Here is a 26,822-nt window from a genome sequence, read left to right as displayed (position 1 = left end):
TAATATGCGAATTAATAAATATATTAGCGAGACGGGCTTTTGTTCAAGGCGTGAAACGGATAGATTGATTGCAGCTGGAAGGATTTCGATTAATGGTGTTATTTGCGAACCAGGGGATAGTGTTGCTCTAGGTGACATGGTACTTATTGATGATGAAGTGATACCTAGCAGAGCAGAACCCGTATATATCGTACTGAATAAGCCAATAGGGATTACTTGCACGGCTGCAGAGCATGTTGCAGGTAATATTATTGACTTCGTAAACTATCCTTCTCGAATTTTTGCTGTTGGAAGATTGGATAAAGCCTCCGAAGGATTAATATTATTAACGAACGATGGAGATATTGTAAATGAAATGATGCGTTCAGAGAATGGTCATGAGAAAGAATATGTGGTGAAGGTAGACAAGCTTGTTACTGATCAATTTCTTCAGGACATGTCCAGTGGCGTAGGTATTCTTGGAGTGATAACCAAACCGTGTAAGACATTTCGGATCAATGAATATGAGTTTAGAATTATCTTAACCCAAGGGCTCAATCTTCAAATTCGTAGAATGTGTAAGGCTCTCGGCTATAGAGTGCTTAGGCTTGAACGGATAAGAATCATGAATATTTCTATGGATGGACTAGAACAAGGGAAGTGGAGAGACCTTACTGGTGAAGAACTACGAATATTACACACGCAATTAGATTCGATATGATGATTTGCTAAATATAAGAATTGACGTTTTGTTAAAAGCGTTATACTATATATGCAAACGGTTTCATTTCACTGAATAAATGACCGTTATGTAAAATTAGAATTATTTGCAATGGATGCTTACTATCGTGAATCTATTAGGTTTATCAACTAGAATTTAAAAGGGGGGCGTGTCGTCTTTTGTGCAATCGTTTGCATTTTTTGTTGAAATTTATATCAGGGAGTGTTGCTGACGTGAAAACTGTCCACAGAATGAAGAAAATGTTATCCATCTTTATGGTACTTATTCTTGTTATTTCAAGCATGGGGTTATTTCCTTTACAAGCAAGTGCAGACGCCCCTACTAAAGTTGTATTGGTAGGTGATTTACAATCTGAATTAGGGCAAAGCGGGGATTGGGATCCTGCGGCTACCGCAACTGAAATGATCGATATGGGCAATGGAAACTATCAGTTTACAGGTGCTTTGCCTGCAGGTACTTATAATTACAAAGTTGCCCTTAATGGAGATTGGATTGTCAGTTATGGATTTGGCAACTATACTAACCCAGCTGGGGTTGATGTTGGAGGAAACATCAACATTACATTAACTCAAGCAACGAATATTACTTTCTACTACAACCATAATTCTAATAAAATCGCGGATTCTACTTACTACACTCCGATTGCAACGGATAAGCTCCCTCGTGTGGTTGGGAATTTACAGATTGATATAGGCGATGCCAAAGATTGGTCTCCCGCTGATGCACAAGCCAAGATGTATGATGACGATTTCGATAATATTTATTCGGTCACGAAGATTGTTTACGCTGGTGACTATGAATATAAAATTGTCCTTGGTTCTGACTGGGGAGAGGAGTATCCCGGAAGTAATGCGAAGTTGAGTCTTCCCGAAGAGCTTCTAGTCACATTCAATTACAATGCATTAGATCATAGTGTATCGGCAGAATTCGTCGCACCAGGTGACGATATTCCGGCCAATACGGTTCGCATACATTATCAAAGAGCAGACAATAACTATAGTCCTTATGGAATTTGGATTTGGGATGATGTAGCAACACCGTCGTCCGTATGGGCATCAGATGCAACCCCATTTCCAGTTGATCAAATAGATCCATTTGGAGTATATGTTGATATTCCGCTCAAAAAGAATGCCAAGAAAATAGGGTTTTTTGTTGTGAATCGCACCGAAGGTGATGCAGATAAAGAAGACAATAGAAGTTTTAATCTATTGGATAAATATAATCAATTATGGATCAAACAAGGAGATCCCAACGTATACGTTTCTTCTAACGGGAATTTACCTACCGGACTTACATCCGCTGAGGTATTATCTGAAAGTAAAATTCAGTTAGGATTTACGATGACCGAAGGTCTAGATGAGAGAGTATTGAAAGATGGACTGATCATTACAGACAAGAATGGTGATGTTGTAACGGTCAACAGAGTCCAAATCATTAGTGCAACAACGGTTGAAGTTGTGACAACACCGTTCTCATTGGAGAATGTTCCATTAAGTGTCACATACTCTGGAAGAACCCTATCGGCTACGACTGGGTGGAGAATGCTCGACGAAATGTATCATTACGAGGGAGATGACCTCGGAGCGACATATCATGCGAATACAAAGAGCGTAACGCTTAAACTTTGGGCACCGAAAGCGAGTTCCGTAGTTGCGGATATATATGACAAAGGTAATGCTGCGCAGCTAGTGAGAAGTGTGAACTTATCCCAAGAGGATAAAGGTGTATGGTCTGTTAGAATTGTTCCAGGGGATCTAGGTGTTACGGATCTTAAAGGATATTTCTACCAATATGAAGTAACCAATAACGGTATAGTGAAACAAGTGCTTGATCCTTATGCCAAATCGATGGCTCCATTTAGAGTGAATACGAAAGGTGAAGTTGGTTCTGATGGAGATGCTGTAGGAAAAGCAGCTATCGTGGACTTAAGCGGAACGAACCCCGCAGGTTTTGACTTTGCCAATATTGAAGGATACGAACAAAGAGAAGATGCAATTATATGGGAGATCCATGTAAGAGATTTTACATCAGACCCGTCTATTGAGAATGATTTGAACAGTGCAACATGGGGATCTTACGATGCTTTTAAGAATAAAATTGATTACATTAAATCTCTTGGCGTAACGCATGTTCAATTACTTCCTGTCATGGCTTGGTATTATGGGGATGAAATGAATATGAATAATAGAGAACTTGAGTATTCAACGAAAGACAATGAATACAACTGGGGATATGACCCACATAACTATTTCTCGCCTGATGGTGCTTACTCTGAGAACCCTGCAGACCCGGAACTCAGAATCAAGGAATTGAAGAATATGATTGATGCGATTCATGATGCTGGTATGGGTGTAGTACTGGATGTTGTATATACCCATATGGCTCAAGCAAGTCTCTTGGATGATATCGTTCCTAATTATTATTCATTTCAAGATGCTAATGGTAATAACATCGGTGGATTTGGAAATAATCTAGCGACAAACCATAAAATGTCCGAGAAATTAATGGTGGATTCCGTTAAATATTGGTTCGAAGAATACAAAATCGATGGCATGCGCTGGGATATGATGGGTGATGCAACCTATGACTCTGTGCAGAATGCTTATGATGTAGCAGAGGCAATCAATCCGAATGCTTTATTTATTGGGGAAGGTTGGAGAACATTCGGCGGAGCCGCTGCAGATCCTTCACTAGCAGGTCAAGGGGCAGACCAGGACTGGATGGACAAAACCGACAGTGTCGGTGTGTTCTCTGATGAGATCAGAAATGAATTGAAATCAGGATTCGGTAATGAAGGTGATCCGAGATTTATTACGGGCGGCGCACGTGACATCAATGTGATCTTCAATAATATTAAGGCACAACCGGGTAATACGGCTGAAGACGATCCAGGTGACATCGTGCAATATATTGAGGCGCATGACAACTTACCTTTATATGATATTATTGCTCAGTCTATTAAGAAGGATCCAGCAATAGAGGAAAATGATATAGAGATTCATAAGCGGATCCGACTTGGAAATATGATAGTGCTGACGTCTCAGGGGACTGCCTTTCTCCATGCAGGACAGGAATATGGACGTACCAAACAATGGAAAGAAGCAGGAGAGCCAGAGCATAAATATCATGAATTAGAAGATGAGACAGGTCATGTATTTGGATATTTTGTACATGATTCCTATGACTCTTCCGATGCTATCAACATGTTTGACTGGACGAAAGCAACGGATGAGGTAGCTTTCCCTGTGAATAACACTACAAGAGAATATACAGCAGGCCTGACGGCATTAAGAAAATCAACAGATGCATTTAGATTAGGCGAACAAATGCTAGTAGACTCTAATATCACCTTGATTGAAGCACCTGAGATAAAGCCACAAGATCTCATAATCGCTTATAAGAACAAAGCCACAGACGGAACTGGTCATTATTATGCGTTTGTAAATGCGGATAATACAACAAGGACACTTACGCTTTCGGAAGATCTAACCTCTGGTATGGTCGTGGTAGATAATGATGAAGCAGGGATTGTAGAGGTTAGCTCAAGATCGGGATTCTCACTCACGGCTAATTCGATCACGTTAGAACCTTTATCAGCAGTTATTATTAAGATGGAAGCTGCGGCATCGGTATTAAGCTCGGTAGAAGTGAAAGAATCCAATTATTCTTTAGAAATAGGCAGAACGAATCAAACAGCCGTTTATGCGAGGTACGATGATGGCAGCCAAAGAGGAGTAACGAGCAAGGCTACTTATTCATCAAGCAATAACCTGGTGGCGACTGTGACTGCCAAAGGCTTAGTGAAGGCGGTCTCTAAAGGAACTGCAACGATTACAGTTGCCTATGGCGGGATCACGTCAGAAGTAACGGTTAACGTTACTGCACAAGTAGCGAAGCGTTACGTCCAAATCAATTATATTCGCCCAGATAAGGATTATATGGATTGGAACCTTTGGGTATGGAACACAGGCGTGAAGAATGATCAGATTGACTTTGAAAAGATAGAGAACGGTGTGGCGACTGTGATGATTGAAATCGCGCCTCAAGCCACGAGTGTTGGATTTGTTCTACGTAAAGGTACAGACTGGAACACTGCCAAACAAGATTATCCAGATGATCGTCTTATTTCGGTGACACCTGGAGAATCGTTTACCAAAGTAATAATAACGAGTAACGAAAAAGAACTAAATATACTACCAAGTATTAGAGGCCCTATTCTAAATGACGGTCATATTACGTTTGTGTACAGAGATGATGCTCTTTTCCAAAGCGGGCAAATGAGCTCTATTACAGATGTAAAAGTTAAAGTCGACGGTACAGAATATGCCATGACTTATGATCCAGCCAAAGAATGGTTCAGTTATACGTTAAATAATGTAGGGATTGGTACACATGAGTATACTTTCGTAGTGACTAAGGATGGGTCAGCTAGTGAAGTGACAGATCCGCACAATACGATGAATGGGAAATCTATTGTGGAGTATCAATTACCTGCGATGACAATCAAATCGATTGTTAATCCATTAGTCATTACAGCTAACGAGAATGCGGTACTGAAATTGAGTGTTGTATCAGATCAATTCATAAACTACCGTGAAGGTTATATCGATCTTACTGAGTTAGGTGGACCATCAAAGGTGAAGTTTGATACGGAGCTCTTGGAACAGTCCATTGCAGTGAAGGATTACATTACTGCTGGATCGAAGAATATTCTGGTCACTTTGGTAGATCAATATGGTAACAAACATACTCATTCTACGACCGTACAGGTCAAGGCGAGAACGTATGCTGGGAAAGATGATTTCGATTGGGACGAAGCTCGCATTTACTTCGCACTGACGGATCGTTTTCAGGATGGTGATACAACAAATAACTTTGATGTCGATACTAGCCATCTTGAAGCCTACCACGGAGGTGATTTCAGAGGTCTTATTGATAAGTTGGATTACTTACAGCAGTTGGGTATAAATACGTTGTGGATTACACCGATCGTTGACAACATCGATTTCAACAAAGGCGTTGATTTCAACAGTAAACAACATGGATATCATGGATATTGGGCTAAGGACTTTACAAAGATCGATGAACATCTGGGCGATCTAGAAACATTCAAAGAGCTAATCGATACCGCCCATGATAAAGGAATTAAGATTATGGTAGACGTAGTCTTGAATCATGTGGGGTATGGTTTGAAAGATGACGACAATAGACCTGGGATTACGCAAGAAGATAAAGATCGTTTCGCTGGTATGCTGAGAGCAGATGGAATCTCTGCAGATGAAGATCCAGTAAAAGGTGAATTAGCACAACTTCCTGATTTCATCACAGAGGACGCTGACGTTCGCGCGCAAATCATTGATTGGCAAGCTGGATGGTTAGATCGTGCTAGAACAGATCGTGGAGATACGATAGATTATTTCCGTGTAGACACCGTGAAACATGTGGAAGACACGACATGGAAAGCGTTCAAGAATGCATTAACTACGATTGATCCGAATTTCAAATTGATCGGTGAATACTTTGGGGCTAGCGTTGATAGTGATGGTGGTACACTCCAAAGTGGCCAAATGGACAGTCTTCTTGATTTCAGCTTCAATGAGAATGCTGCGAATTTCGTGAATGGGGACATTGAATCGGTTGAAGCGTACCTAGCTAGCCGTGAAGCGCAGATGGATAATACAAGAACGATGGGGCAATTCCTGAGTAGCCACGATGAGGACGGCTTCCTGTCGTCTGATGCCGTTGGTGGAAACAAAGGTAAGCTGAAGGCTGCAGTAGCACTACAAATTACATCCAAAGGACAGCCAGTCATATACTATGGAGAAGAATTAGGACGTTCAGGTAGGAATGCTATCGACATGAGTGAAGGAGAATTTAGCGAGAATCGTGCAGATATGCCATGGGATCAGTTAGAGAGTGAAAAACCTCTACATGATCATTACCAGAAGTTGCTGAATATCCGAGCTAAGTATTCCAAAGTGTTCTCCAAAGGAACACGGACATCACTTGTTGCTTCTAATGAGGAAGGATATCTAGCATTTAGTAAACAATATGACGGTAAGAATATCGTTACGATCATTAATACGAAAGAAACAAGTAAAGACATTACGTTAAGTGTGCCGTATGCAGCTGGTAGCGAAGTAAAAGATGAGTATAGTGGTAAGGTTTACAACGTAACGAAGGATAATAAGATAAGTTTTAGCCTTCCAGGTATAAATGAAGGCGGAACTGTTATTCTTGCAGCTATTCCAGTAGTTGATAAAGGTCCTGTAGAAGGGGACAGAACAGACAGCAGTAATAATAATAGTAACGCTAACAGCAGTAATAACAATAAGCTTACTCAAAGGATTATCAATGAAGCAACGTTGAAGAGCGGTAAAGAAAAAGTATCCATTAATCTTGATGCAAGAGAAAATGGGGTTCTGCTTCCATTGAAAGCAGGGGAAATACTGGGATCTAAGCCGATCGAAATCAACCAAGGAGATTTCACGATTGAACTTCCAGCATCATTGCTGAAAGCTATTCAGTTATTGATTCCATCTGGGCAAGCTGAAGGTGCAGTCATCTCCTTTAAGATGGATGGGGTGGAACAATCATTAGCCGAATCCCTTGTTGGGAAATCGAATAGCTCGACTTCCATATCGAAATTGGCAAGCAAGATGTTCAATTTCAGTCTGAGTGTCCAAACGAAGGATGGCAAAGAAGTAAAGGTAGAACGTTTCGTAACGCCATCTACTTTAGTCTTCAATGTTGATCCTTCTGCGGATACAAAACGGTTGGGCGTATATTTTATTAAGGACAATGGGGAAATGGAGCACGTAGCCTCCTATTGGGAAGATGGCAAGCTTAAAGCAGACGTATATAATTTAGGTAAGTATGCAGTAATAGAATACAATAAATTGTTTGCAGATTTGGTAGGTCACTGGGCGGAAGCCGCTGTTAAGGAACTCGCTGCCAAGCATGTGGTGAAGGGAACTACCGATAGTACGTTTAGTCCAGCGGAAAAGTTGACTCGTGCTCAGTTCGCAACGATGCTCGTCCGGGCATTGAATTTGGCGGATGAAGGCAATTTCGCCTTCAAAGACGTTGACAGCAGCGCTTGGTACGCTTCGGCAGTTTCTATTGCATACCATAATGGATTGGTGAAAGGGAAGAGTGAGATAACATTCGCACCACAAGAAAGCATCACGCGAGAAGAAATGGCTGTGATGATCTTACGTGCTTATCAGTTTAGAAATGCAGCAACTATGACATCGGATGGTTTAGAGTCTACATTCACGGATGAACAAGAGATCAGTTCATGGGCTGTTGCAGAGGTTCAAGCAGCTACATCGCTTGGATTGATGAACGGACAAAGCAAGAGTGAATTTGTTCCGAAAGTGGAAACGAGCCGTGCAGAAAGTGCTCAAGCTCTTGTGAACTTATTTAACAAAATGCAGTAAACCACTGACAAGGACCTCTATAATTACCAAGTAAGAAGAGAGATTATAGAGGTCCTTGTCTTTTACGTAAATAGTATATATACAGAAATATGGTATATATTTATAGGTGCAGTTTGGAATGGTTGGACTGAGTATTAGTAAGATTTGGTCCTACATGTTACAATGATCTGCAGAAGGAGTGATCACATGGCAATACAAATTCATGTTCAAGAAACACCTAATCCAAATTCAATGAAGATCAATGCGAGCGAGACGATATTTGAAGGAACTGGGAGTGTATCACTGAAGAGTGGTGCTCAAACAGATCATCCTTTAGCTAGTGCTTTACTCAGCATAGAAGGTATAGATAATATATTTGGGATTAGAGATTTCGTAACGGTTAGTAAAGAACCAGATGCGAATTGGGATGATATTCTACCTCAAGTACATGAAGCATTCAAGGTAGTGTACGGCTGATCGGAGCGACAACTAAAGGGCAACATGAGAATTTCACCTTAAAAGTTGAAAGCAATAGTGGATTAATAATAAGGTTGACCCGTCAACTCTACGCAAATGTGTAGAAGTCGGGTCTTTCTTAATGTTATAATAGTAATATTGGAGTGATGATATGAGTAAAGCTAAGGGTAAGGGCGGGACAGGCAGAGGAACAGGCAGTAAGGGTTGGACTCGCTGGAATAAGACTGATAAAACAAAAATAGTTAAAAAAAATTATGGCGCGATTCGTGCGGCTGCTAAAGAAGCGGAAAATGAAAAATTAAATGGTCGAAAAAAGATCGACAATGAACCTGAAAAGTAAAATAGTATAGATTGTACTTGAATTACTAACGGTTAGGATAACAAAACTCCTTGAAGATGAAATCTCTTCAAGGAGTTTTTGCTATGATGAAGAAGTGGCAGAACCCCCACTTCAGCCAAAGCGACGTATAAATCCCTTGAGCTAGAGAAACCTACTACATATGCATTGGAAGGATTGGAGATCGGCGTAACCTCTAATTGTAATTTTCGATGTGATTACTGTTGCGCATACAATCGAATTGATGGGCAAAGTATCGAATGCGTTGTTTCCACAAGGATGACAGACGTTGTATAGATTGTAGATGACGAGGAATCTAGCTTTAAGGGAGTTCGCAATTTTGCCATGTATAAAATTATGCTGAAACACTCAACCTATTGTAGTTCGTATAGCATTCTAAAAACAATAAAGGAGGTTTTACAATGCATAATCAGAATCAGAATCAACAAAATAACTTAAATAATCAGTCGATGGGTATGCAGAATCAGAACATCAATCGTGGGGGTCTTGAACTTCTTGATATGCATGAAGTATTATCATGTACGATCAGTATTCTAGATCAAATGTTGATGTATAAACCGATGGTTCAGGATCAAGAGCTGTTGTCTATGATGGATCGTCAATACAACTTTATTCTTTCCCAGTACAACCTGACAACTGAATGCTTTTCGACAGGCGGCAAACCAAGTCAAGATACAGCTAAGTACATGATGCAAGAATCAGCGAATCAAATTATTTATGGGCTTAAACCAAGCCAACCGAAGAAGCCAGTTCAATCTGTCAACGAAATCAAGGAAGCACAGATTAGTGGATTCATGATAGGTAACCTTAAAACCCTCTCTTCTCATATGACGATGACTGCATTAGAGACGAGTAATCCTGTGCTTCGCCGGGTATTGGCTTCCCAAATCGAGAATTATATCGAAATGGCGTATGAGGTTTTCTTGTTTCAGAATAAGCACGGTTACTATCAAGTAGCACAATTGGATAATTCCGATGCACAACAAATGTTGAACGCGTACGCACCAGCTACAGGACACCCGCGCATGCCGTTACAATAATAAAACTTGCTGAACCAGAAGCAGAAGAGCAAGTTTTCTCAAACATCTAATCATAGTATGGAAGAACCTCTGATACTTTATTTGTATTAGAGGTTTTTGTGTATTAAATAATTTAAAATTGAAGTAAGCTAAGGTAGAGGATGTGATGACTATGGTAAGCGAACATATCTATATCGGAAGTGTCTTTATTGCAGGAATATTCTCCTTTTTCTCACCCTGTATTTTACCACTATTACCCGTATATATAGCATTTCTCGGTGGTTCAGATGATGGAAGCCAGTCGACAAGTATGAAATTGGGGAAGTTGCGATTAAGGCCTCCTTTGATCGTAAAGACGATCTTCTTTATCCTGGGGATATCCACGGTATTCATATTGTTGGGTTTCGGTGCAGGTGCGTTGGGAAGTGTTATTAATAGCTCTTGGTTTATCGTGATTTGTGGGTTTATTGTAGTGCTATTCGGTATTTATCAGACAGGAATCATCAAGTTGTTCTTTATGGAAAGAGAGAGGAAATTGAACTTAGAGTTTGCGAAAAAGAGAGGCATCGTAGGTGCTTACCTGCTTGGATTTACTTTCAGTTTCGGTTGGACACCTTGTATTGGTCCGGTACTGGCTGCCGTCCTTAGTATTGCTGCAAGTGAAGGGTCATCTACTTTCGGTGGATGGTTAATGTTGGTATATACAGTAGGGTTAGCGATTCCTTTTCTTATTCTTGCGATCTTCTCAGATATATTGTTACAACGTTTGAAGAGTATATATAAGTACATGGGGACAATAAAGGTGGTTTCTGGAATTATTCTGATCTTGATGGGCTTATTATTAATGACGAATAAGTTGAATATGATAACTACCTTGTTCACAATTTGAAATAACGCTTACGATACTTCGTGAAGCATGAAAGCATGAAGGAGGATAATCTAATGAAAATAAGTAACATAAAATGGTCGTTGATGATGACCGTAATCGCTATGGTTGTGTTTATGACGGCTTGTGGAAATGGATCTCAATCAAGTCAAACAAGTAATGATACTTCAACAACTGTGAACGAGGGAAAGCTTGCTCCTATGTTCGATCTTATGGATCTACAAGGAAATAAGGTTGCATTGGCAGATCTTGATGGACAAAAGGTATATGTAAAGTATTGGGCTTCTTGGTGCTCTATTTGCTTAGCGGGGCTGGACGAACTGAACACATTATCTACTCAGGATAATGATTTCAAAGTAATTAGTGTGGTTAGCCCGAACTTCAAAGGAGAACAATCGACAGAAAACTTCACTAAGTGGTTCCAGAAACAAACAACAGACCAAGATATTACGGTATTAATAGATGAAGATGGTATATGGGCGAAGAAATTCGGTGTGAGAGGATATCCGACATCCTATTATATTGGATCTGATGGTATTTTAGCCAAGACTACACCAGGTCATAATTCCAATGAACAAATCACCAGTACTTTTAAGGAAATGAACTAATATTTGTATTAAAACGTGGGGAGGAACAAGGATGAGACGGTTATCCTATCTAGGTTTATTGTTGTTATTACTTCTAGTCACAGCGTGTTCATCTGTTAACAATATAAAAAGTGGAGCTAGTGCGACATCACCCTCTAGCAATCCTAATGAAACAGTAGATTATTCCAATAGTGAACTCCATAGTATTTTTTTGGCGGGAGGTTGTTTCTGGGGAGTGGAAGCGTATATGTCTCGCATCTACGGGGTTAGCGATGTGACTTCTGGTTATGCCAACGGAACGGGTGAGAATCCAACCTATGATGATGTGATTGCGGGAGACCGTGGATTTGCTGAAACCGTTGAGGTGAAATATGATCCTGAGCGAGTATCTCTAGCGGATCTAGTAACCAAATACTTTAAGGTGATTGATCCAACGAGCTTGAACAAGCAGGGGAATGATAGAGGTGTTCAATATCGTACAGGCATTTATTATAATGATGAGGCAGATGCGCTCATCATTATGGATGTGGTGAAGCAAGAACAGGATAAATACGATAAGAATATCGTCACCGAAGTGTTACTACTTGAGAATTATTACCTAGCGGAGGAATACCATCAGGATTATTTAGTGAAGAATCCCAATGGGTATTGTCATATTGATCTAAGTATACTAGATGATCAGGAAATTCCAGTGGAAGAAAAAGTCGTTATCGAAATAGATCCGGCGATGTATCCCAAACCGAGTAATGAAGTACTTAAAAGCAAACTAACCGATGAACAATATCAGGTAGCGGTGCTGCAAGATACGGAGCATGCCTTCTCGAACGAATACTGGGATCAGTATGAACCAGGTATATATGTGGATGTGGCGACAGGAGAACCGCTCTTCTCAAGCAAGGATAAATATGACTCAGGTTGTGGATGGCCGAGTTTCACAAAGCCAATTATTCCTGAGGTCGTTACGTATGATGAAGATACGCAATACAATATGGTCCGTACAGAAGTAAGAAGCCGCGCGGGTGATATTCACCTAGGTCATGTATTTGATGATGGCCCGAAAGACCAAGGTGGCAAAAGATATTGTATCAATAGCGCCTCGATTAACTTCATCCCTCTTGCAGACATGGAAAAGGAAGGATACGGTTATGTTAGTATAGCAGTAGAATAACAGGAATTCCTTCGCATAAAAAAAGATCATACTCCTTGTATTTGTTATGATGATCCCTCCAATGTTCATACATAATGATGCTCAGTTAAGGGTATATTGATGGATACTTTATCATTTAATTTAAAAGGTAAGGGAGAGATCACTTCCCACTGCTGTCCAGTGGATTGGATATCATAATAGAATTCTTTACCCTGAAACTGTACATTCACTATTTCACCAGATAGACCCTCATTTTGTTCAGGTCCAAGTTGGAATTGATCGGGTCTAACAGGATAAAGCCCATTTGTTTTGAAATAACCGGCTACTTCATTTCCAGGCCACTGTACAATGGAATCTGCACCATCAGGATTGAAATATTCGTGATCCCAACGCCCCCGAATAAGGTTTGCCTTCGATACAAATTGTGCGACAAAATCAGTTTCCGGCTTCAAGTAAATTTCTTGAGGAGTCCCCACTTGCTCAATTTGACCGTTATTCATCACTACAATTCGATCTGCCATAGCTAAAGCTTCGCTTTGATCATGCGTAACATATACGATCGCAGAGCCAGTCTCCCTATGTATGGATTGGATTTCACGACGCATGTTCATGCGAAGCATAGCGTCAAGACTACTTAGAGGTTCATCCATAAGTAGAAGCGAAGGCTGGGATGCAATAGCGCGAGCAATAGCAACACGCTGTTTCTGGCCACCTGATAGTTCATGAGGCATGCGTTGGGATAGATGGGACAAGCCGACTAAATCAAGAACGTCTGAGATGCGTACCTCTTCATTCTCACGGATAGCCTTAGGTGTCTCTTTATGATTACGAATTGGAAAACGAACATGTTCTGAAATATTCATATGCGGCCAAAGTGCGAAGCTTTGAAAGACCATCCCAATCCTTCTTTTCTCAGGAGGGATACTTGATCGGGACGTAGCTACAACCGAGCCATTCATAACAATTTCACCTGCGGAGGGTTGCTCAAATCCTGCTAACATTCGAAGTAAAGTAGTCTTTCCACAGCCAGAGGGACCTAAGATAGCTACGAATTCTCCATCCGCGATATTTAAGTTGATTGATTTCAACGCACTATAATTACCGAACGTCTTACTAACCTCTTTTAGTTCAATACTCATTCGCTTACTCCTTTATGGGAAAATATTTTTTGTACAAGATGTAATAAACCTGCTCCAATGAAAATTAGAAAGACGATTAAGCTGGATAACGCCGTCGAATGGAGTGTATCCCCAGCCTGTTCAAAGCTGAAAATAGCAACACCAATCGTCTGCGACCGTGAAGAGTATAAAAGTGCCGATACCGTTAGCTCAGTTAATGCGGTTAGGAAGACTAGAATGGCTCCGCTAAGAAGACCTGGGAGCAATAGAGGTAGCAGAATGAATACCCATTTCCGCCAGGGACTAGCTCCTGATATCCTAGCTGCTTCTTCCATAGAAGCGTCAACTTGCATAAATGCTGTGACACCTGCTCTAATCTGTAAGATAAGGAAACGGCAGACGTAAGCAATGAAGAGGATCGTAGTCGTTCCATAGATCCCAGGGTTCCATCCAGGAATAGGCTCCATCCAGACAAGAATCATAGATAATGCAAATACGATTCCGGGAAGCGTATAAGGAATTGAAATGGCCAGCTCAGTAGCTTTTATTAGCTTTGATGGTTTGCGTACACGGACATAAGCGAACAATGAACCGATAACTAAACAGACGATGAGTGTGCCTAGTGCAAGTAGTAGGCTATTTTGAATAGATTGCCAGATTTTTGGATTGTTGAAAAGTATATATTTGTAGTTCTCAAATGTCAGATTTGTCATGTTCAATGGACGACCATAGGCCCTCTTTAACGAGAGTGAAATCATTGAGAATAACGGTACGATAGTAATGAAGATAAGGCTGATCCAAATAAGTAGACTTAACCATAATCGATGTTTACCTAAATCATAACGAGGCTGATTATCCAATCGAGCAGTATCATCAGATTTACTCTTGCGGACAGAGAGCCATTGAAGCAATGTTCCGAAGATAGCGATAATACTTAATATGACAGATAAAGATGCCCCGCGTGCAAAGGCGGAGGGACCGAAGCTAATAATTTCTTCATAAATCAATGTACTAAGTACACTGATGTTTACAGGTGTTCCCAAAAAGGAGGGAATACCAAAGTTATCAAGTGAAGCAAGAAATACGAGCAGTCCGCCTGCTGTCAGTCCAGGTAAAGCAAGTGGAAATGTGATCTTTATAAAATTTTTGATCCGACCAGCACCACTAGCCTTGGCTGCCCATTCTAGATCACGTGGAATTCTTTTTAATACATTTACGGTAAATAAATAGACCAATGGGAAGTGGTGAATACCCATGACGAAAATGATTCCACCCATGCTATACATACTCCATGGCTGGGCCCCTGAATGGAATAGGTGTAGAAATGAAGCCATTAATCCCTGAGAGCCCATAAAAGAGGACCAGGATAATGTAAGTACATACGATGGAAGAACAAAAGATAGTAGGATGAGTAGATGTAGTATTTTTTTATATTTTATATTGGTGTAAGCCATGACCCAAGCAGCCACAATACCAAGTACTAAAGATAATAGTGTAGATGCAATCACGATTATAAATGTATTCTGCAATGTATTCCAAAAGCGATTTTGTTTCAATAATTCAGTGTAGTGATCGAGACTAAATCCTGTTTCCGCCCCAATGCTTAAATGGAGAAGCTTGGCGATGGGGAGTACGAAGAAGAATAGTGTGGCTAGGATACCTAGAAGTATTACTGACTTTTTGATTAACAAGGAGAGGCTGGGTTTCAGCCTCTCCTTGTTCAGTGGTTGTTGGATATCGTAGGTAGTTAAGTCATCCATAAGTAATCGCTCCGCTCGTTAGTTTCCGAATAACTCCGTAAACTGTTTCTTGTCCGCTTCACGTTCGTTTGTCAGAGTGGCGATATCTCCAGACAATAGGGTGAGATCGGATATACCCTTCAATCCTTCGGGTGGTGTAATACCGTCACGAATCGGAGTGTATCCAATTTCAGCGGCAAGTTCCTGTCCATCCTTGGATAAGACGAAATCGACAAATACCTTAGCTGCTTCGATATGATCTGTATTGTTGATAATGCCGATTGGTTCCGTAATGATGGGAACTCCTTCTGCTGGATAGATTAGCTCGATAGCTGATCCCTTAGCTTTCTCACGTGCTACCATATAGTCAACGACCATGCCATAACTCTTCTCGCCACTGGCTACGGCTTTGAGGACGGCTCCGTTTCCTTTGATGACTGACATATTATTGGTTTTTAATTTCCCTAAGAACTCCCAACCGAAGCTATCGGTACGTGAGAATATACCAATGTTATAAGCCGCTGCGCCAGAATATAACGGACTGGGCATAATTGCAGCATCTTTAGCCTCACCAGAGGTCAGAACTTGCCAAGAAGTTGGTTGAGTAGATACTTTATCTGTATTCACAGCGAGAATAGTAGCGATGACCTTTGTTCCAGTATACATTCCGTCAGCGTCCATTAGTTCATCCGCAATTTGATCTCTCTCAGCTGATTTATAGGACATTAGTAGGTCTTGGCTTTTCAGACTTTCGAAAGTGACTGAATCGGCGAGGAGAAGAACATCTGCTTGAACTTGTCCGGCTTGTTTCTCTGCTTGAATCTTTGCTGCTACTTCTTCAGTACCAGAGCGGAAAGTTTCAACATGGACATCTGGATATTTAACATTGAAGGCTTGGACTAATTGAGTAGCATCTTCTTCTGGTTGAGAAGTATAGAAGGAGAGCTTACCAGAGATTGAAGTGGATGAAGTATTAGTAGAACCTTGTGTCTCTGAGCTACATCCCGTAAATATCAACATAGATGCCATTATGGCAAAAAACGAACTTTTCTTTAACATATTCAATTGCTCCTCTAATGTTTAATTTGGATTTACAAAGTATACCACTGGGATGTGTCAGGAAGATTAACAGGGCCCCAAAGGCATCACCTCAAATGTACGTCACTAAATTTGTTTACATTTGTTCCGGTACAATACAATTGTAAAGGGGTTTTGTTTTACTAGAATTAAGGGAGTGTTAAATGGTGATGACAAAAAGTTGATAGTGAAAATGTGATTCACTATAATTAGTTTGGAATCAATGATTATGATATAATCACATACACTATAAAAACGTACACTGGAGGTCACATGCTATCTTTTGAACAGAAACTACAGATTCTAGAATCTTTCCCAGAATTACAACGTAAGAATGTCTCGCTTGGACGAGTGAACTTTCATTATGAGGAGAGCCAGATTGATAAAAAAACAGTAGCTCTACATCTACATCCAAATGGTAATGGCTTCGTATTTGCAGGTCTTTTAGAGGGATATGACCTTGATGAGAGAGGGTTTGTAAATATCCGAGAATTTAATGCGGACGAGTTAAAGCTGCTTGTTGAAGCTTCAATACATTCTCTCTCTTTAGGTGAAGAGGGGACTCATTCAGGAAATGGCAGTACCCTTGAGAATGTAAATGAGAAAGCTAATGATGAACGTGGCTTTTACGATACTGAAATATGGATGAACAGTGATGAGGAACTACTCTCGCTCACTCGGGATGAAGATCTTTGGTATATCTACACAGGTCCGAGCATTGAAATGGTGTTTGGAACGCTGCAAGAGGCAAAGGAGTACTTGTGGGAGGAAGGGTTTAAGCCTTCAAGAGATTGAGATAACTTGTTCATTTAGGGGGATTTAAGGGGGAATAGTTACCCGGAAATTGTCCGAATGAACTATTGCTCCTGAGCATTCGAAATAGTAGGATGTACACATACCAATAACATATGAGGTGAGATTATGAAATACAGACGTTTAGGGAAAACTGATTTAAAAGTTTCAGTAGTCGGTATAGGGACATGGCAATTTGGCGGAGATTGGGGCAAGGATTTCACGCAATCAGAGGTAGATGACATTCTTAATCATGCCAAAGAGGTAGGCATTAACTTGATTGATACAGCTGAATGTTATGGACCGCATCATATGTCTGAGAAATTTATAGGGGATTATCTATCGAGGCAATCGCGTCAGGATTGGGTAATCGCATCGAAATTCGGACACCACTGGGAAGATCAATGGGAGAACGCTTGGAGTGTGGATGAAGTTCGTCGACAATTAGACGATTCTCTGAAGGCGCTTCAGACGGATTATTTGGATCTCTATCAATTCCATTCCGGTTCGGATGATGTATTCGATAATGATGATCTGTGGACACTGTTGGACAAACAGGTACAAGCCGGTAAAATCCGTAATCTAGGTATTTCTATTGGAAGTAATGATAACTTGTACCAAACAGCAAAAGCGACTGAAATAAACGCTAAAGCGATTCAAGTCGTATATAACCGGTTGGATCAGAAGCCTGAGGAGCAGGTATTTCCTTCATGTCTGGAACAGGATCTGGGTGTTCTTGCTAGAGTACCACTTGCAAGTGGGTATCTGAGCGGGAAGTATAAGCCAGGTGTCGTGTTCGATGACAGAGTAAGACAAGGTCATCAACGTGATGAGATTGATGCAAAGCTACGTCTCGTTCAGGAGATTGCGCAGTCAGAATTACCTGAAGGCGTCGATATGGCGAGTTGGGCGTTGGCTTGGTGCTTGAAGCATCCTGCTGTCAGTTGTGTTATTCCAGGATGTAAGAGTGTGGAGCAGGTGGAAGCTAACGCCCGTGCCGCTTCGCTTGATCTGGTACAAGATGATCATCCAAGTGCTTGGAAGAACTAGCCAGACCTGATTAGACTAACTACTGTATGAATCATTTGTAATGTCATAGTACAAAGGGGCGTCCTAAGCCATTTTTATGGCTTTGGGGACGCCCCTTTGCTTCTTGTGTGATTATGTTGTTTCAGGTGCTCCCGCAACTACGGAAGGCGCAGGTTTATTCTTGAATATTGGAATAAGGATGATCGCACCCACTAGCATGATCAGACCGGATACACAGTAAATTTCAACGAGTGGGAAGTTCTTCTTGATGACGCCTGCTAATGTCATCATGATGACCATCATCCCCATGAACATAGGGCTAAGCACACCGTTCACACGCCCCACATAGGATTGTTCTGTCCACTGTAGTATTAAGGTGTTGATGCCGATTTGAATACATGGCATGGTCAGTCCATTGATAAATTGTAAAGTTAACGTTAGTGGGATGCTTGTGGATAATCCCATACCGGCAATACATAGGGCGCTAACGCTCATACCGAATGCTAATAGAACTTGGGGTGAGACTTTTTTGGCAAGGGTCATAATGAGAGCACCACCAACGAGCATAGCGGCACCGTTAACCATCATAAGAAACTGTAGAAATTCTTTCGGTTGACCGAGCCGCTCTGTTACTATGAATAGACCTAGAGTCTGAATAATACCAACGGAGAATCCGGCAATAGCAAATGCACCCGCGAGTACCTTTAACACAGGACTCCTCCATACATAACGGAACCCATCAGCGAGTTCTTTACGTAAATTCAGGCTCTTCTCTTTCTGATTATCTTCCACTATATCGGGTGGTAGACGGAAGAGTACGACAGCAGACAATAAGAAAGCTACGCCCATAACGGCTATGGAGATGTTAATACCGAATTGGTGATATGAGAATATGCCGAGTGCAGGCCCCATGATCATAAAGATGGCGACAAGAGATTGGAATAATGCCATACCTTGCTGTAGCTGTTCAGGATGAACATGTTGTTTGAATAGCTTCATGACCGAGGGCTGAGAGAATTGCGATAATATGGCGGAAACGAAGGTGGCCAAATAGATTGTTTCCCATGAACCGTATAGTAACGCAAACAGAACGGCAAGTATCGATGCAGCGGAAAGGAAATCACACCATATCATCGTTCGTTTCGGTCTCCAACGGTCAGCGAACGCACCTCCAATAAAGGAGAAGACAAATATGGGGGCAAATTCGACTACTGAGATAAGGGAAATGGCCATAGGATCGTTGTTCGTCTGATCAGTGACAAACATGAGAATAGCAAAATTTCTGACCCATATCCCGATCTGTAGAAATAAGTTTGAGATAAGTATAGTTTGGTAGAATCTATTCTTGAATAAATTACCGCTTGCAGGTGCCGCGTGTGCCGCATGTACATCTGACATTTAATACACTCCTAATAATGTTCTATCTAGTTTTTTTACTATTTTAGAATAAGGTATTGCAGTCTATTTGAAAAGGGGAACAAGGATAATATTTTGAGTGCTTACTGTTACGTGAGAATATGTCTACTGAAATATGAAGGGCTAACTTTAGTGGTTAGTTTTTTTCAATATATATGAATTTATATATTTGGGGGTAAGCGAAGCTTAGCCCTTATTTAAATTTTTGTTAAATGGAGGTATGGTCTTGAACATATTAAAACAAATAGAGCATATTCGACCGAATATCCGCAATATTGATATCTAATGATGTGGTTTTAAAAAGAGGTGGAACTTTGTGTGAAAAATCGTCTAAAAGGTTGTACGAATCACGCATGGGATCAAACTTGTGTGAAAAATCATATAAATAAAATCGTAAAACGTATTGTAAGAAGTCGATCTATAGATCGGCTTTTTTTTGTGAAAAGATCATTATATTGGACCAAGTTCAGCTATGAATTCAAAGGCCCATCCTACACTAATTCCAAATGAAGAGTTGATCATTACGGGCGCTTCTGATTCACCAGTAACCATCGGAGTTCCCTATAATGAATTTACGGGGAACGAAACCGATGAACCGGCATATGAATCTGGCACGTTACACCAAGGGGAAAGTTATGAATTCACTAATATTGGAACATCTACCGATTCGATTGAAACAGATGGGACAACAAAGGACAAATTTGATTACGTCATATATCTCCCCGATGGCACGGAGTCATCAAATGGGAAGAATACGAGTAATAAACCAAGTGTAGCTACTGGCAGACGTGTTGTCATGACATTAATTACAGATACTCCTGTCAGAGTGGGCGCATTGTATCGTACCTTTGTCGGCAGGGCAGTGACTGATGAGGCGTTTAGTCGGGTTACGTTGATGCCAGGAGAAACGTATTTGTTCACCAATAATGGTTCCGCGGCAAATCTTGTATACCATGATGCAAGATTAGTGAAAGGTACGTTTGATTACACGGTATATAAATCTGATGGTAGTTACTCAACAAGAGGATTCAACAGTACGAATACTCCAAGTATCCCATCGAGCGGGTATGCTTATATGACTGTTGCTTCTCCAACTGCTATAACGTTTAGTTATACGGATGACTTTAGCGGAGAAGAGAGTGATGAGCCTTCACATTATAGAGTTACACTTCATAAAGGTGAGAGCTCTGAATTCACGAATATAAGCGAGACTCAAAGATACATTGATTCCGATGCCACAACAAATAATAGATTTGATTATGTTCAATATAATGCGGATGGAACGGAAAGAAGAAAAAGCTCTAACACCTATACCGAGCCTTATGTATTCCCTGGAATACGAATCGTTGTTACAGCGGTATCAGATCTCCCGGTGACATTCGGTGTACCTTATCGACTCTTTTCGTGGAACGGCAAAGAAGGAGAAGCATTTACGAAGCAACAGGTCCAATCAGGGGAATCTTATATATTCCGAAATAATGGATCGAAAAGTATCACCATACAAAATGATGCAACAACTATAAATGGAACATTTGACTATGCGAAATACGATGCAGAAGGCATAGTGAAAGGAAGCGGTTATAACTATAAAAGTAATATAGTGACCATTCCTGCATATGGTTATGCGATTGTAACGGGGCAGTCTGGTGGGACTATTACTTTCCGATACACAGATCCAGTTACTACTGAACCATTCTCTCATCCAGCTATGCTTCGTGTAACTTTGAACCAAGGAGAATCTTATCAATTCAATAATATTACGGAAAATCAGAGAAGGATAGATGTTGTAAAGAGTACCACAGGAGGAAACGGTTATTCTTATGTCAAGATCAGGGCAGATGGAACTATATATCTGCAGGGAGTGAATAAGCATACGTATATTCTTATTCCGGGTGAATACTCTGCCCATGTTACGAATGATGATATGAATCCGATTACCTTTATTGTTGTATATACATCTTTCGTATCAACTTCGGATAATAACCCTAATCTGTTAAATGTAACTTTAAACTACAATGACTCTTATATGATTAAGAATGATACTTCAAAGACTCTCACCGTTGTGAGTGATGCTACCAGTAGCAACAATGCTGAGTATGACTATGTTGTCTATGATTCTGATGGGGATACATCAAAGGCTAAGTTGAATCATCAGGGGGATATATCGATCTCATCGGGTGATACACTTATTGTTACGGTTACTTCTGTTCAACCTGTAACATTTCGCTATGCTAAACAAATGACTGGCGAGCCTCAAATCGATCCTGCATTTATTAAAAGGACGTTATCAAGTCAAGAGTCAACTGCTTTCATAAATATCAGTTCTAGGAAAGATCAATTGGTTACGAATGCAGTGCTAGGTGCGAATCGCTATTTCGATTATAAAATCATTCATGCTGACGGAACGCTGTATAAAGAAGGAAGCCAAACAGATATTGAATATGATGTTCCTGCAGGTGCTGAAATTACTGTGAAAGTGACATCATCCGATCCTGTTATTATTGGAGCACCATTCAGACATTTTATGGAGACTGATCCGGTTGATATTGTATTTGAGAAATTAATGGAGAATAATCCAACCAAAGTTTCTAAAGAGGTTGGTAACAATGGTTACTATCTTCTAAAAGCGACTCAGACAGGTCCATATCGTATTGCCACTAAAAAAGATGGCTTATCTGGATCTGCCGTTATTTCTGTTTACACAGATCCCAAACTTCAAACTCTTCTGGTCAGCAGTGCAGATGTGAAACAATTATATGGATCAGATTATGTTGTTATTGAAGTAGAAATGCAAGCAGGACAAACTTATTATATTAAGTTGAGTGATCATTCAGATATCCCATTGGACTTATATATTGTTGCTGCAGTTCTGATTCTAAAGCCTACTTTAGATTATGAATATAGCCCATCTGGCAAATTAAACAAGATGATCTACCCCACTGGAGACATGTTGATCTATACCTATGATGCGAATGGCAATCTAAAATCAAAGAAGAAGAAGATCTATCCATTTCAATAGAGGGAAGGTGTATCTATGTTTAAGAAACTGTTCAGTATATTACTCTGCTTCGTTGTACTACTAAGTGGAGTTGAATCGATTGTATATGGTGCAAAGATAGAACCTCAGACATTGACTCACGAGACGACAGAACACGAATTCATCACGCTATCTAGTCTCCTTAAAGATTATAAAATGGAAGAATCTTGGCTGGTGGAACAACTAGCGAAAGGTAATTCGTTATATCAGATAGATACAACACTTAGAGAGACAGGAAATAATAAGAAAAAGTCTGAGAGTATGTTGGGGAGCGAGAACGCAATTCAGGTGATTCAGCCTGACGTGAATGCACTTCATCTCCAGGCGCGAAATAACATGACGGAAGATCAAGTTACCGCCTTGGGTGATTATGACCAAAAGGCATTAACTCGGATACCGCTTCATCAAGCCTCATCCGATTATGCCGTTTCTTATGGTTCGGAGGTTGTGTCAACATCTACGGGAGATGTGGGAATCTATGACACGGATTTCGAATTGCCAGGAGCGATTACTTATCGTTTGAATCGCGTCTACGAGACAAGTATGGCCAACAATGATATCGGTGTTAAATCGAGTAATGGAAGCTATATAAATGAAGCAGGAATACGTCAGGAAGAACGAGACACCGGTCTAGGCAGGGGATGGAGGTGGGATCTTCCATCAATCCAGATCAGAAATGAAGGGAAATATGTTTATTATCCCGGAATAGGTACGTATAAGCTCTCAGAATCGCTTGCTCTCGAAGGATATCCTTGGAAAGATATAAACCTCTCTAATGATAGCACGATAACTATTGATGGAAGAGGGAGTCAATTTAAATTATCTGCCCTGAATGACCTTCATTATTATTTCGATTCCACGGGTCATTTACTATTAATGCAAGATGACTACAACAACCGTGTAGAGTTTCATTATACGGATCATCAAGATGGGGGCACAGTTATATCCAATATTCGTAACAGTGATGGAAATGAGCTGAATTTCACTTATTCGAATGAACAAGTTATTGTATCCCAAAAGGGTACAGAACGTAAAATGGTATATCAGTTAGGCGCAGAAGGTGATTATCAGACATTGTCCTCTGTAACAGATGCCATGGGTCTGAACACGATCTATTTCTATACCGCTAGAGAATCCGCATTTAATTTCATAGCAGATCATGTGGGGAATGCAGCATCTCAGGGTGTTGAGCATCAGGCTGTACTGTACGGAATATTGAGTCCTTATTCCGGATTGACTGAGCTAAAGTATACGGCACATATGAAGAAGATAGGTGATTATGCAACTAGGGAAATTTATAAAGTATCAAGCCGCAAAGATATATTCTCAACCGTCCAAAGCACTGAAATTTTTAATGAAGTGAAATTTACCTATACGAATGAAGACATTCTTCATCCTGAGGGTTCATTTAACTCAGAAACGACGATTCAATCAGGGAATGCTAAGGATAAGTACCAATTCCATCACATCAATGATGGAGCAGCTCATCCCGAAACGATTCAATTGAGCCAGTTGCAATCACAAGGGGATACGAGTGAATATAAACAAACGTATATCTACGATGATGCAAGAGTTGGAATGAATCTACCCATTCAAATCAATGAGAATTATGCACAGAATGGACAGAACTCAGAAGTTCTGACTTCCCTGTACGAGTACGATGACAAGGGGATGATACTGAAGCAAAGTCTGAACACCGGACAAGAGACTGTCGTTGATTACAAGAACTCGACAGAACCTTATTTCTGGTCATTGCCAACAACCGTTACTACCAAATTGAAAGAGGGGCAGTCACGTGTTGAAACGTATCAATATAACAATCAGGGTAGCACAACTCAGTTCGCTATTAGGGAAAATACGATAGGTGGTAAATTGCTTGCCCAGACGGATATTCAGTATGATGCTTATGGTAATCCAAAGGTAACGACGATTAAAGATACGACCAACAATATTGTAAGCACACAATTTTATGAATCACCTTATGGTCGGCATTTATTGACGAAAGAATCTCTGGCAGTCAGATCTGTGGATAATACATTGAGTACCTTATCCAAGCTGTATTCGTATACGGCAACGGGTGATTTACAATCCATGACTGATGAATCTGGCAAAGTGACAGGATATTCGTATGATCCAATAGGTCGAATGAAACAGATCTCATACAGTGACGGCACGAATCAATCCGTGCAATATGATGATGAACTTTATTCAGTAACCAGTACAGCTCCTGACGGATTGGTTACAACGAATACATTTAATCCTTTAGGTCTCATGACACAAGCAGTTCAGGACAACTCAGTATATCAATATTTCTACAATAAAGAAGGCAATTTAGAGCAGTTAATCGACGCAGAACAAAACTCCACCTTATTCGCATATGATGCATTCAATCGATTACAACGTACGATTTATGCAGATCTAACAGAAGATACAGTGGATTATGATTGGGCTCATCTTACGACCACCTATACAGATGCAAATGGCAATAAACAGCGCGAAACATCCGATGTATTAGGACAGGTCACGCTTCTAGAAGAGAACAATAACGGCAATTTCATACCTCTAACGAAATTGACATATGATCTAGATGGTCATATTCTCAGCAGCCAGGATGGTAACGGACAAATTACTCAATCTACGTATGATGTTCTAGGTAGATTGAGTAAGGTGACCGATCCAGAGCAACGTACGACAGGATATACATTTAGTCAGGCAGGTAATTTAACGAGTATTAAACTTCCAGATCAGACCACCATCAATAAACAATACGATGAACTGGGTAGGCTAACACGTCAGATTAATCAAGAGTACCAAGTAGCATCCTATTATTACGATGCACGAGGGAATATCATTAAATATGTTAATTATGCAGGTCAGACGGCGGAATACAAGTATAATGATGATAATCTATTAACAGAGATCAAAACCGCTAGCGAAATGATAGCCTACACCTACGATACGGTAGGTCGGCGTACAAGTATGATCGATGCACAAGGGGAGACGAAGTATACGTACAGTCCGACAGACGGATCTTTGCAGACCTTGCGTTATCCGGACGGAGCTCAAATTGGGTATACGTACAACACACAAGATCGTACAGGCTACAAGTTTACGAGTAGTACGGGGGAAGCGATTCAAATACAGGGTACGCTAGATGAGATGAACCGCTTAGCGGAGATGGCTATCTCGAGTGGTACAGCAGGAGGAATCAGCACCTTTGCGGGGGCTGCATCGCAACAAATGACATTTGAATATGAAGCGAACAGCTTATTGAAACGTCAAGTGTCTTCAAGTAGTGCGAATACTACCTTTAGTTACGATGGATACGATTTAACAGGTGTGAACATTGGTGGAGGTGCTTCATCCCAGCAATTCTCCTATGAATATGATAACAACAAGAATATTATAAATCGTACTCAGAACGGGAATGCGGATCAGTTCACCTATGATTCCCTAAGCAGAATCGAGAGTGAACAAAGTGAAGGCAAGGATAAAACTTTCACCTACGATGATCAAGGCAATCGTCTGAATGTGGCAGGCGGCCAAATATCCGGGATGAAGAATGCCGAATATATCTTTGATTCATTGGATCGCTTGACTGGCGTTAAGGGCGAAGGTGAAGGAGGGGAAGCCATTGATGTCACTTACAGCTATAACGGAGATGGCTCGTTGTATGAACGTGTAACCAAAGGTGAACGCGTTCGCTACTATTATGATGAGCAAGGTAAGCTCTTAGCAGAAGCAAAGGTCGAAGCGGGTAACATAGCACAAATGACCTACTTCTATATCTATGATCTGGACGGACGTCTCTGGGCTCGTCAGAGCAAGACGGGTGGTATGGAGTATTACCAGTTTAATGGACATGGCGATGTTATCGGATTAATCGATAGCGCAGGTAATGAACTGAACACCTACAGCTATGACATCTGGGGTAACCCGATAGATGAGGAAGAAGATGTTCCGAACGTATTCCGCTACTCCGGAGAATATTGGGATAG

Annotated in this window: 16 protein-coding genes and 1 pseudogene; 13 read left to right on the top strand and 4 right to left on the bottom strand. The window is 40.7% G+C overall.

Translation table 11 applies throughout. The features are described from left to right. The first annotated feature begins 4 nt into the window (after positions 1 to 4). The 9 genes and pseudogenes from AC1TO9_RS19830 to msrB all read left to right on the top strand — a co-directional run bounded on the left by AC1TO9_RS19830 (position 5) and on the right by msrB (position 12,637). Positions 5 to 700, top strand: a complete 696-nt coding sequence (locus AC1TO9_RS19830) for a pseudouridine synthase (protein WP_482056976.1) — start codon at positions 5 to 7, stop codon at positions 698 to 700. 233 nt (positions 701 to 933) lie between these two features. After that, entirely contained in the window at positions 934 to 8,163 is a 7,230-nt protein-coding gene (locus tag AC1TO9_RS19825) for a pullulanase (RefSeq protein WP_482060269.1), read from the top strand. Positions 8,164 to 8,349: 186 nt separating this feature from the next. Continuing rightward, entirely contained in the window at positions 8,350 to 8,619 is a 270-nt protein-coding gene (locus tag AC1TO9_RS19820; RefSeq protein WP_482056974.1) for a NifU N-terminal domain-containing protein, read from the top strand. A 151-nt stretch (positions 8,620 to 8,770) separates the two neighbouring features. After that, positions 8,771 to 8,959, top strand: coding sequence for a DUF3934 family protein (locus tag AC1TO9_RS19815; RefSeq protein ID WP_482056973.1), 189 nt, complete (start codon positions 8,771 to 8,773; stop codon positions 8,957 to 8,959). Positions 8,960 to 9,124: 165 nt separating this feature from the next. Further along, positions 9,125 to 9,250 (top strand): annotated as a pseudogene (locus tag AC1TO9_RS19810) (radical SAM protein); the annotation flags it as partial. 128 nt (positions 9,251 to 9,378) lie between these two features. Continuing rightward, positions 9,379 to 10,017 carry a spore coat protein gene (locus tag AC1TO9_RS19805; RefSeq protein WP_482056972.1) on the top strand — a complete coding sequence of 213 codons (639 nt, stop codon included), beginning with the start codon at positions 9,379 to 9,381 and terminating at the stop codon, positions 10,015 to 10,017. A 151-nt stretch (positions 10,018 to 10,168) separates the two neighbouring features. Beyond that, positions 10,169 to 10,885, top strand: a complete 717-nt coding sequence (locus tag AC1TO9_RS19800; protein ID WP_482056971.1) for a cytochrome c biogenesis CcdA family protein — start codon at positions 10,169 to 10,171, stop codon at positions 10,883 to 10,885. A gap of 53 nt (positions 10,886 to 10,938) precedes the next feature. Then, complete coding sequence (locus AC1TO9_RS19795; protein WP_482060268.1) at positions 10,939 to 11,490, top strand: TlpA family protein disulfide reductase; 552 nt, start codon at positions 10,939 to 10,941, stop codon at positions 11,488 to 11,490. Positions 11,491 to 11,521: 31 nt separating this feature from the next. Continuing rightward, entirely contained in the window at positions 11,522 to 12,637 is a 1,116-nt protein-coding gene (gene msrB, locus AC1TO9_RS19790) for a peptide-methionine (R)-S-oxide reductase MsrB (RefSeq protein ID WP_482060267.1), read from the top strand. Between the two features lie 65 nt (positions 12,638 to 12,702). Here msrB and AC1TO9_RS19785 read toward each other — a convergent pair whose 3' ends face one another. The 3 genes from AC1TO9_RS19785 to AC1TO9_RS19775 are packed head-to-tail and all read right to left on the bottom strand — an operon-like array spanning position 12,703 to position 16,532. Beyond that, entirely contained in the window at positions 12,703 to 13,755 is a 1,053-nt protein-coding gene (locus AC1TO9_RS19785) for an ABC transporter ATP-binding protein (RefSeq protein WP_482060266.1), read from the bottom strand. Then, complete coding sequence (locus tag AC1TO9_RS19780) at positions 13,752 to 15,494, bottom strand: ABC transporter permease (protein WP_482060265.1); 1,743 nt, start codon at positions 15,492 to 15,494, stop codon at positions 13,752 to 13,754. The genes AC1TO9_RS19785 and AC1TO9_RS19780 overlap by 4 nt, the downstream gene beginning before the upstream one ends. 18 nt (positions 15,495 to 15,512) lie before the next feature. Then, the gene (locus tag AC1TO9_RS19775; protein WP_482056965.1) at positions 15,513 to 16,532 is read right to left on the bottom strand and encodes an ABC transporter substrate-binding protein; all 1,020 of its coding nucleotides are present in this window, start codon (positions 16,530 to 16,532) and stop codon (positions 15,513 to 15,515) included. Positions 16,533 to 16,823: 291 nt separating this feature from the next. Between AC1TO9_RS19775 and AC1TO9_RS19770 the strand changes: the two genes are divergently transcribed. Next, a complete protein-coding gene (locus AC1TO9_RS19770) occupies positions 16,824 to 17,345 on the top strand; it encodes a hypothetical protein (protein WP_482060264.1) in 522 nt (173 codons plus the stop codon). A gap of 126 nt (positions 17,346 to 17,471) precedes the next feature. Continuing rightward, positions 17,472 to 18,392 (top strand): aldo/keto reductase, encoded by a 921-nt coding sequence (locus AC1TO9_RS19765; RefSeq protein ID WP_482056963.1) that lies wholly within the window; start codon positions 17,472 to 17,474, stop codon positions 18,390 to 18,392. Positions 18,393 to 18,503: 111 nt separating this feature from the next. Here AC1TO9_RS19765 and AC1TO9_RS19760 read toward each other — a convergent pair whose 3' ends face one another. Continuing rightward, positions 18,504 to 19,769, bottom strand: coding sequence for an MFS transporter (locus AC1TO9_RS19760; RefSeq protein WP_482060263.1), 1,266 nt, complete (start codon positions 19,767 to 19,769; stop codon positions 18,504 to 18,506). 490 nt (positions 19,770 to 20,259) lie between these two features. Between AC1TO9_RS19760 and AC1TO9_RS19755 the strand changes: the two genes are divergently transcribed. Continuing rightward, positions 20,260 to 22,806, top strand: coding sequence for an RHS repeat domain-containing protein (locus AC1TO9_RS19755; RefSeq protein ID WP_482060262.1), 2,547 nt, complete (start codon positions 20,260 to 20,262; stop codon positions 22,804 to 22,806). Between the two features lie 15 nt (positions 22,807 to 22,821). Further along, positions 22,822 to 26,822, top strand: a 4,001-nt coding sequence (locus AC1TO9_RS19750) for a polymorphic toxin-type HINT domain-containing protein (protein WP_482060261.1), incomplete at its 3' end; no start/stop codon positions are given.

The sequence above is a fragment of the Paenibacillus sp. Y916 genome (assembly GCF_056786435.1).
This window is presented reverse-complemented; position numbering and strand designations above follow the sequence as displayed.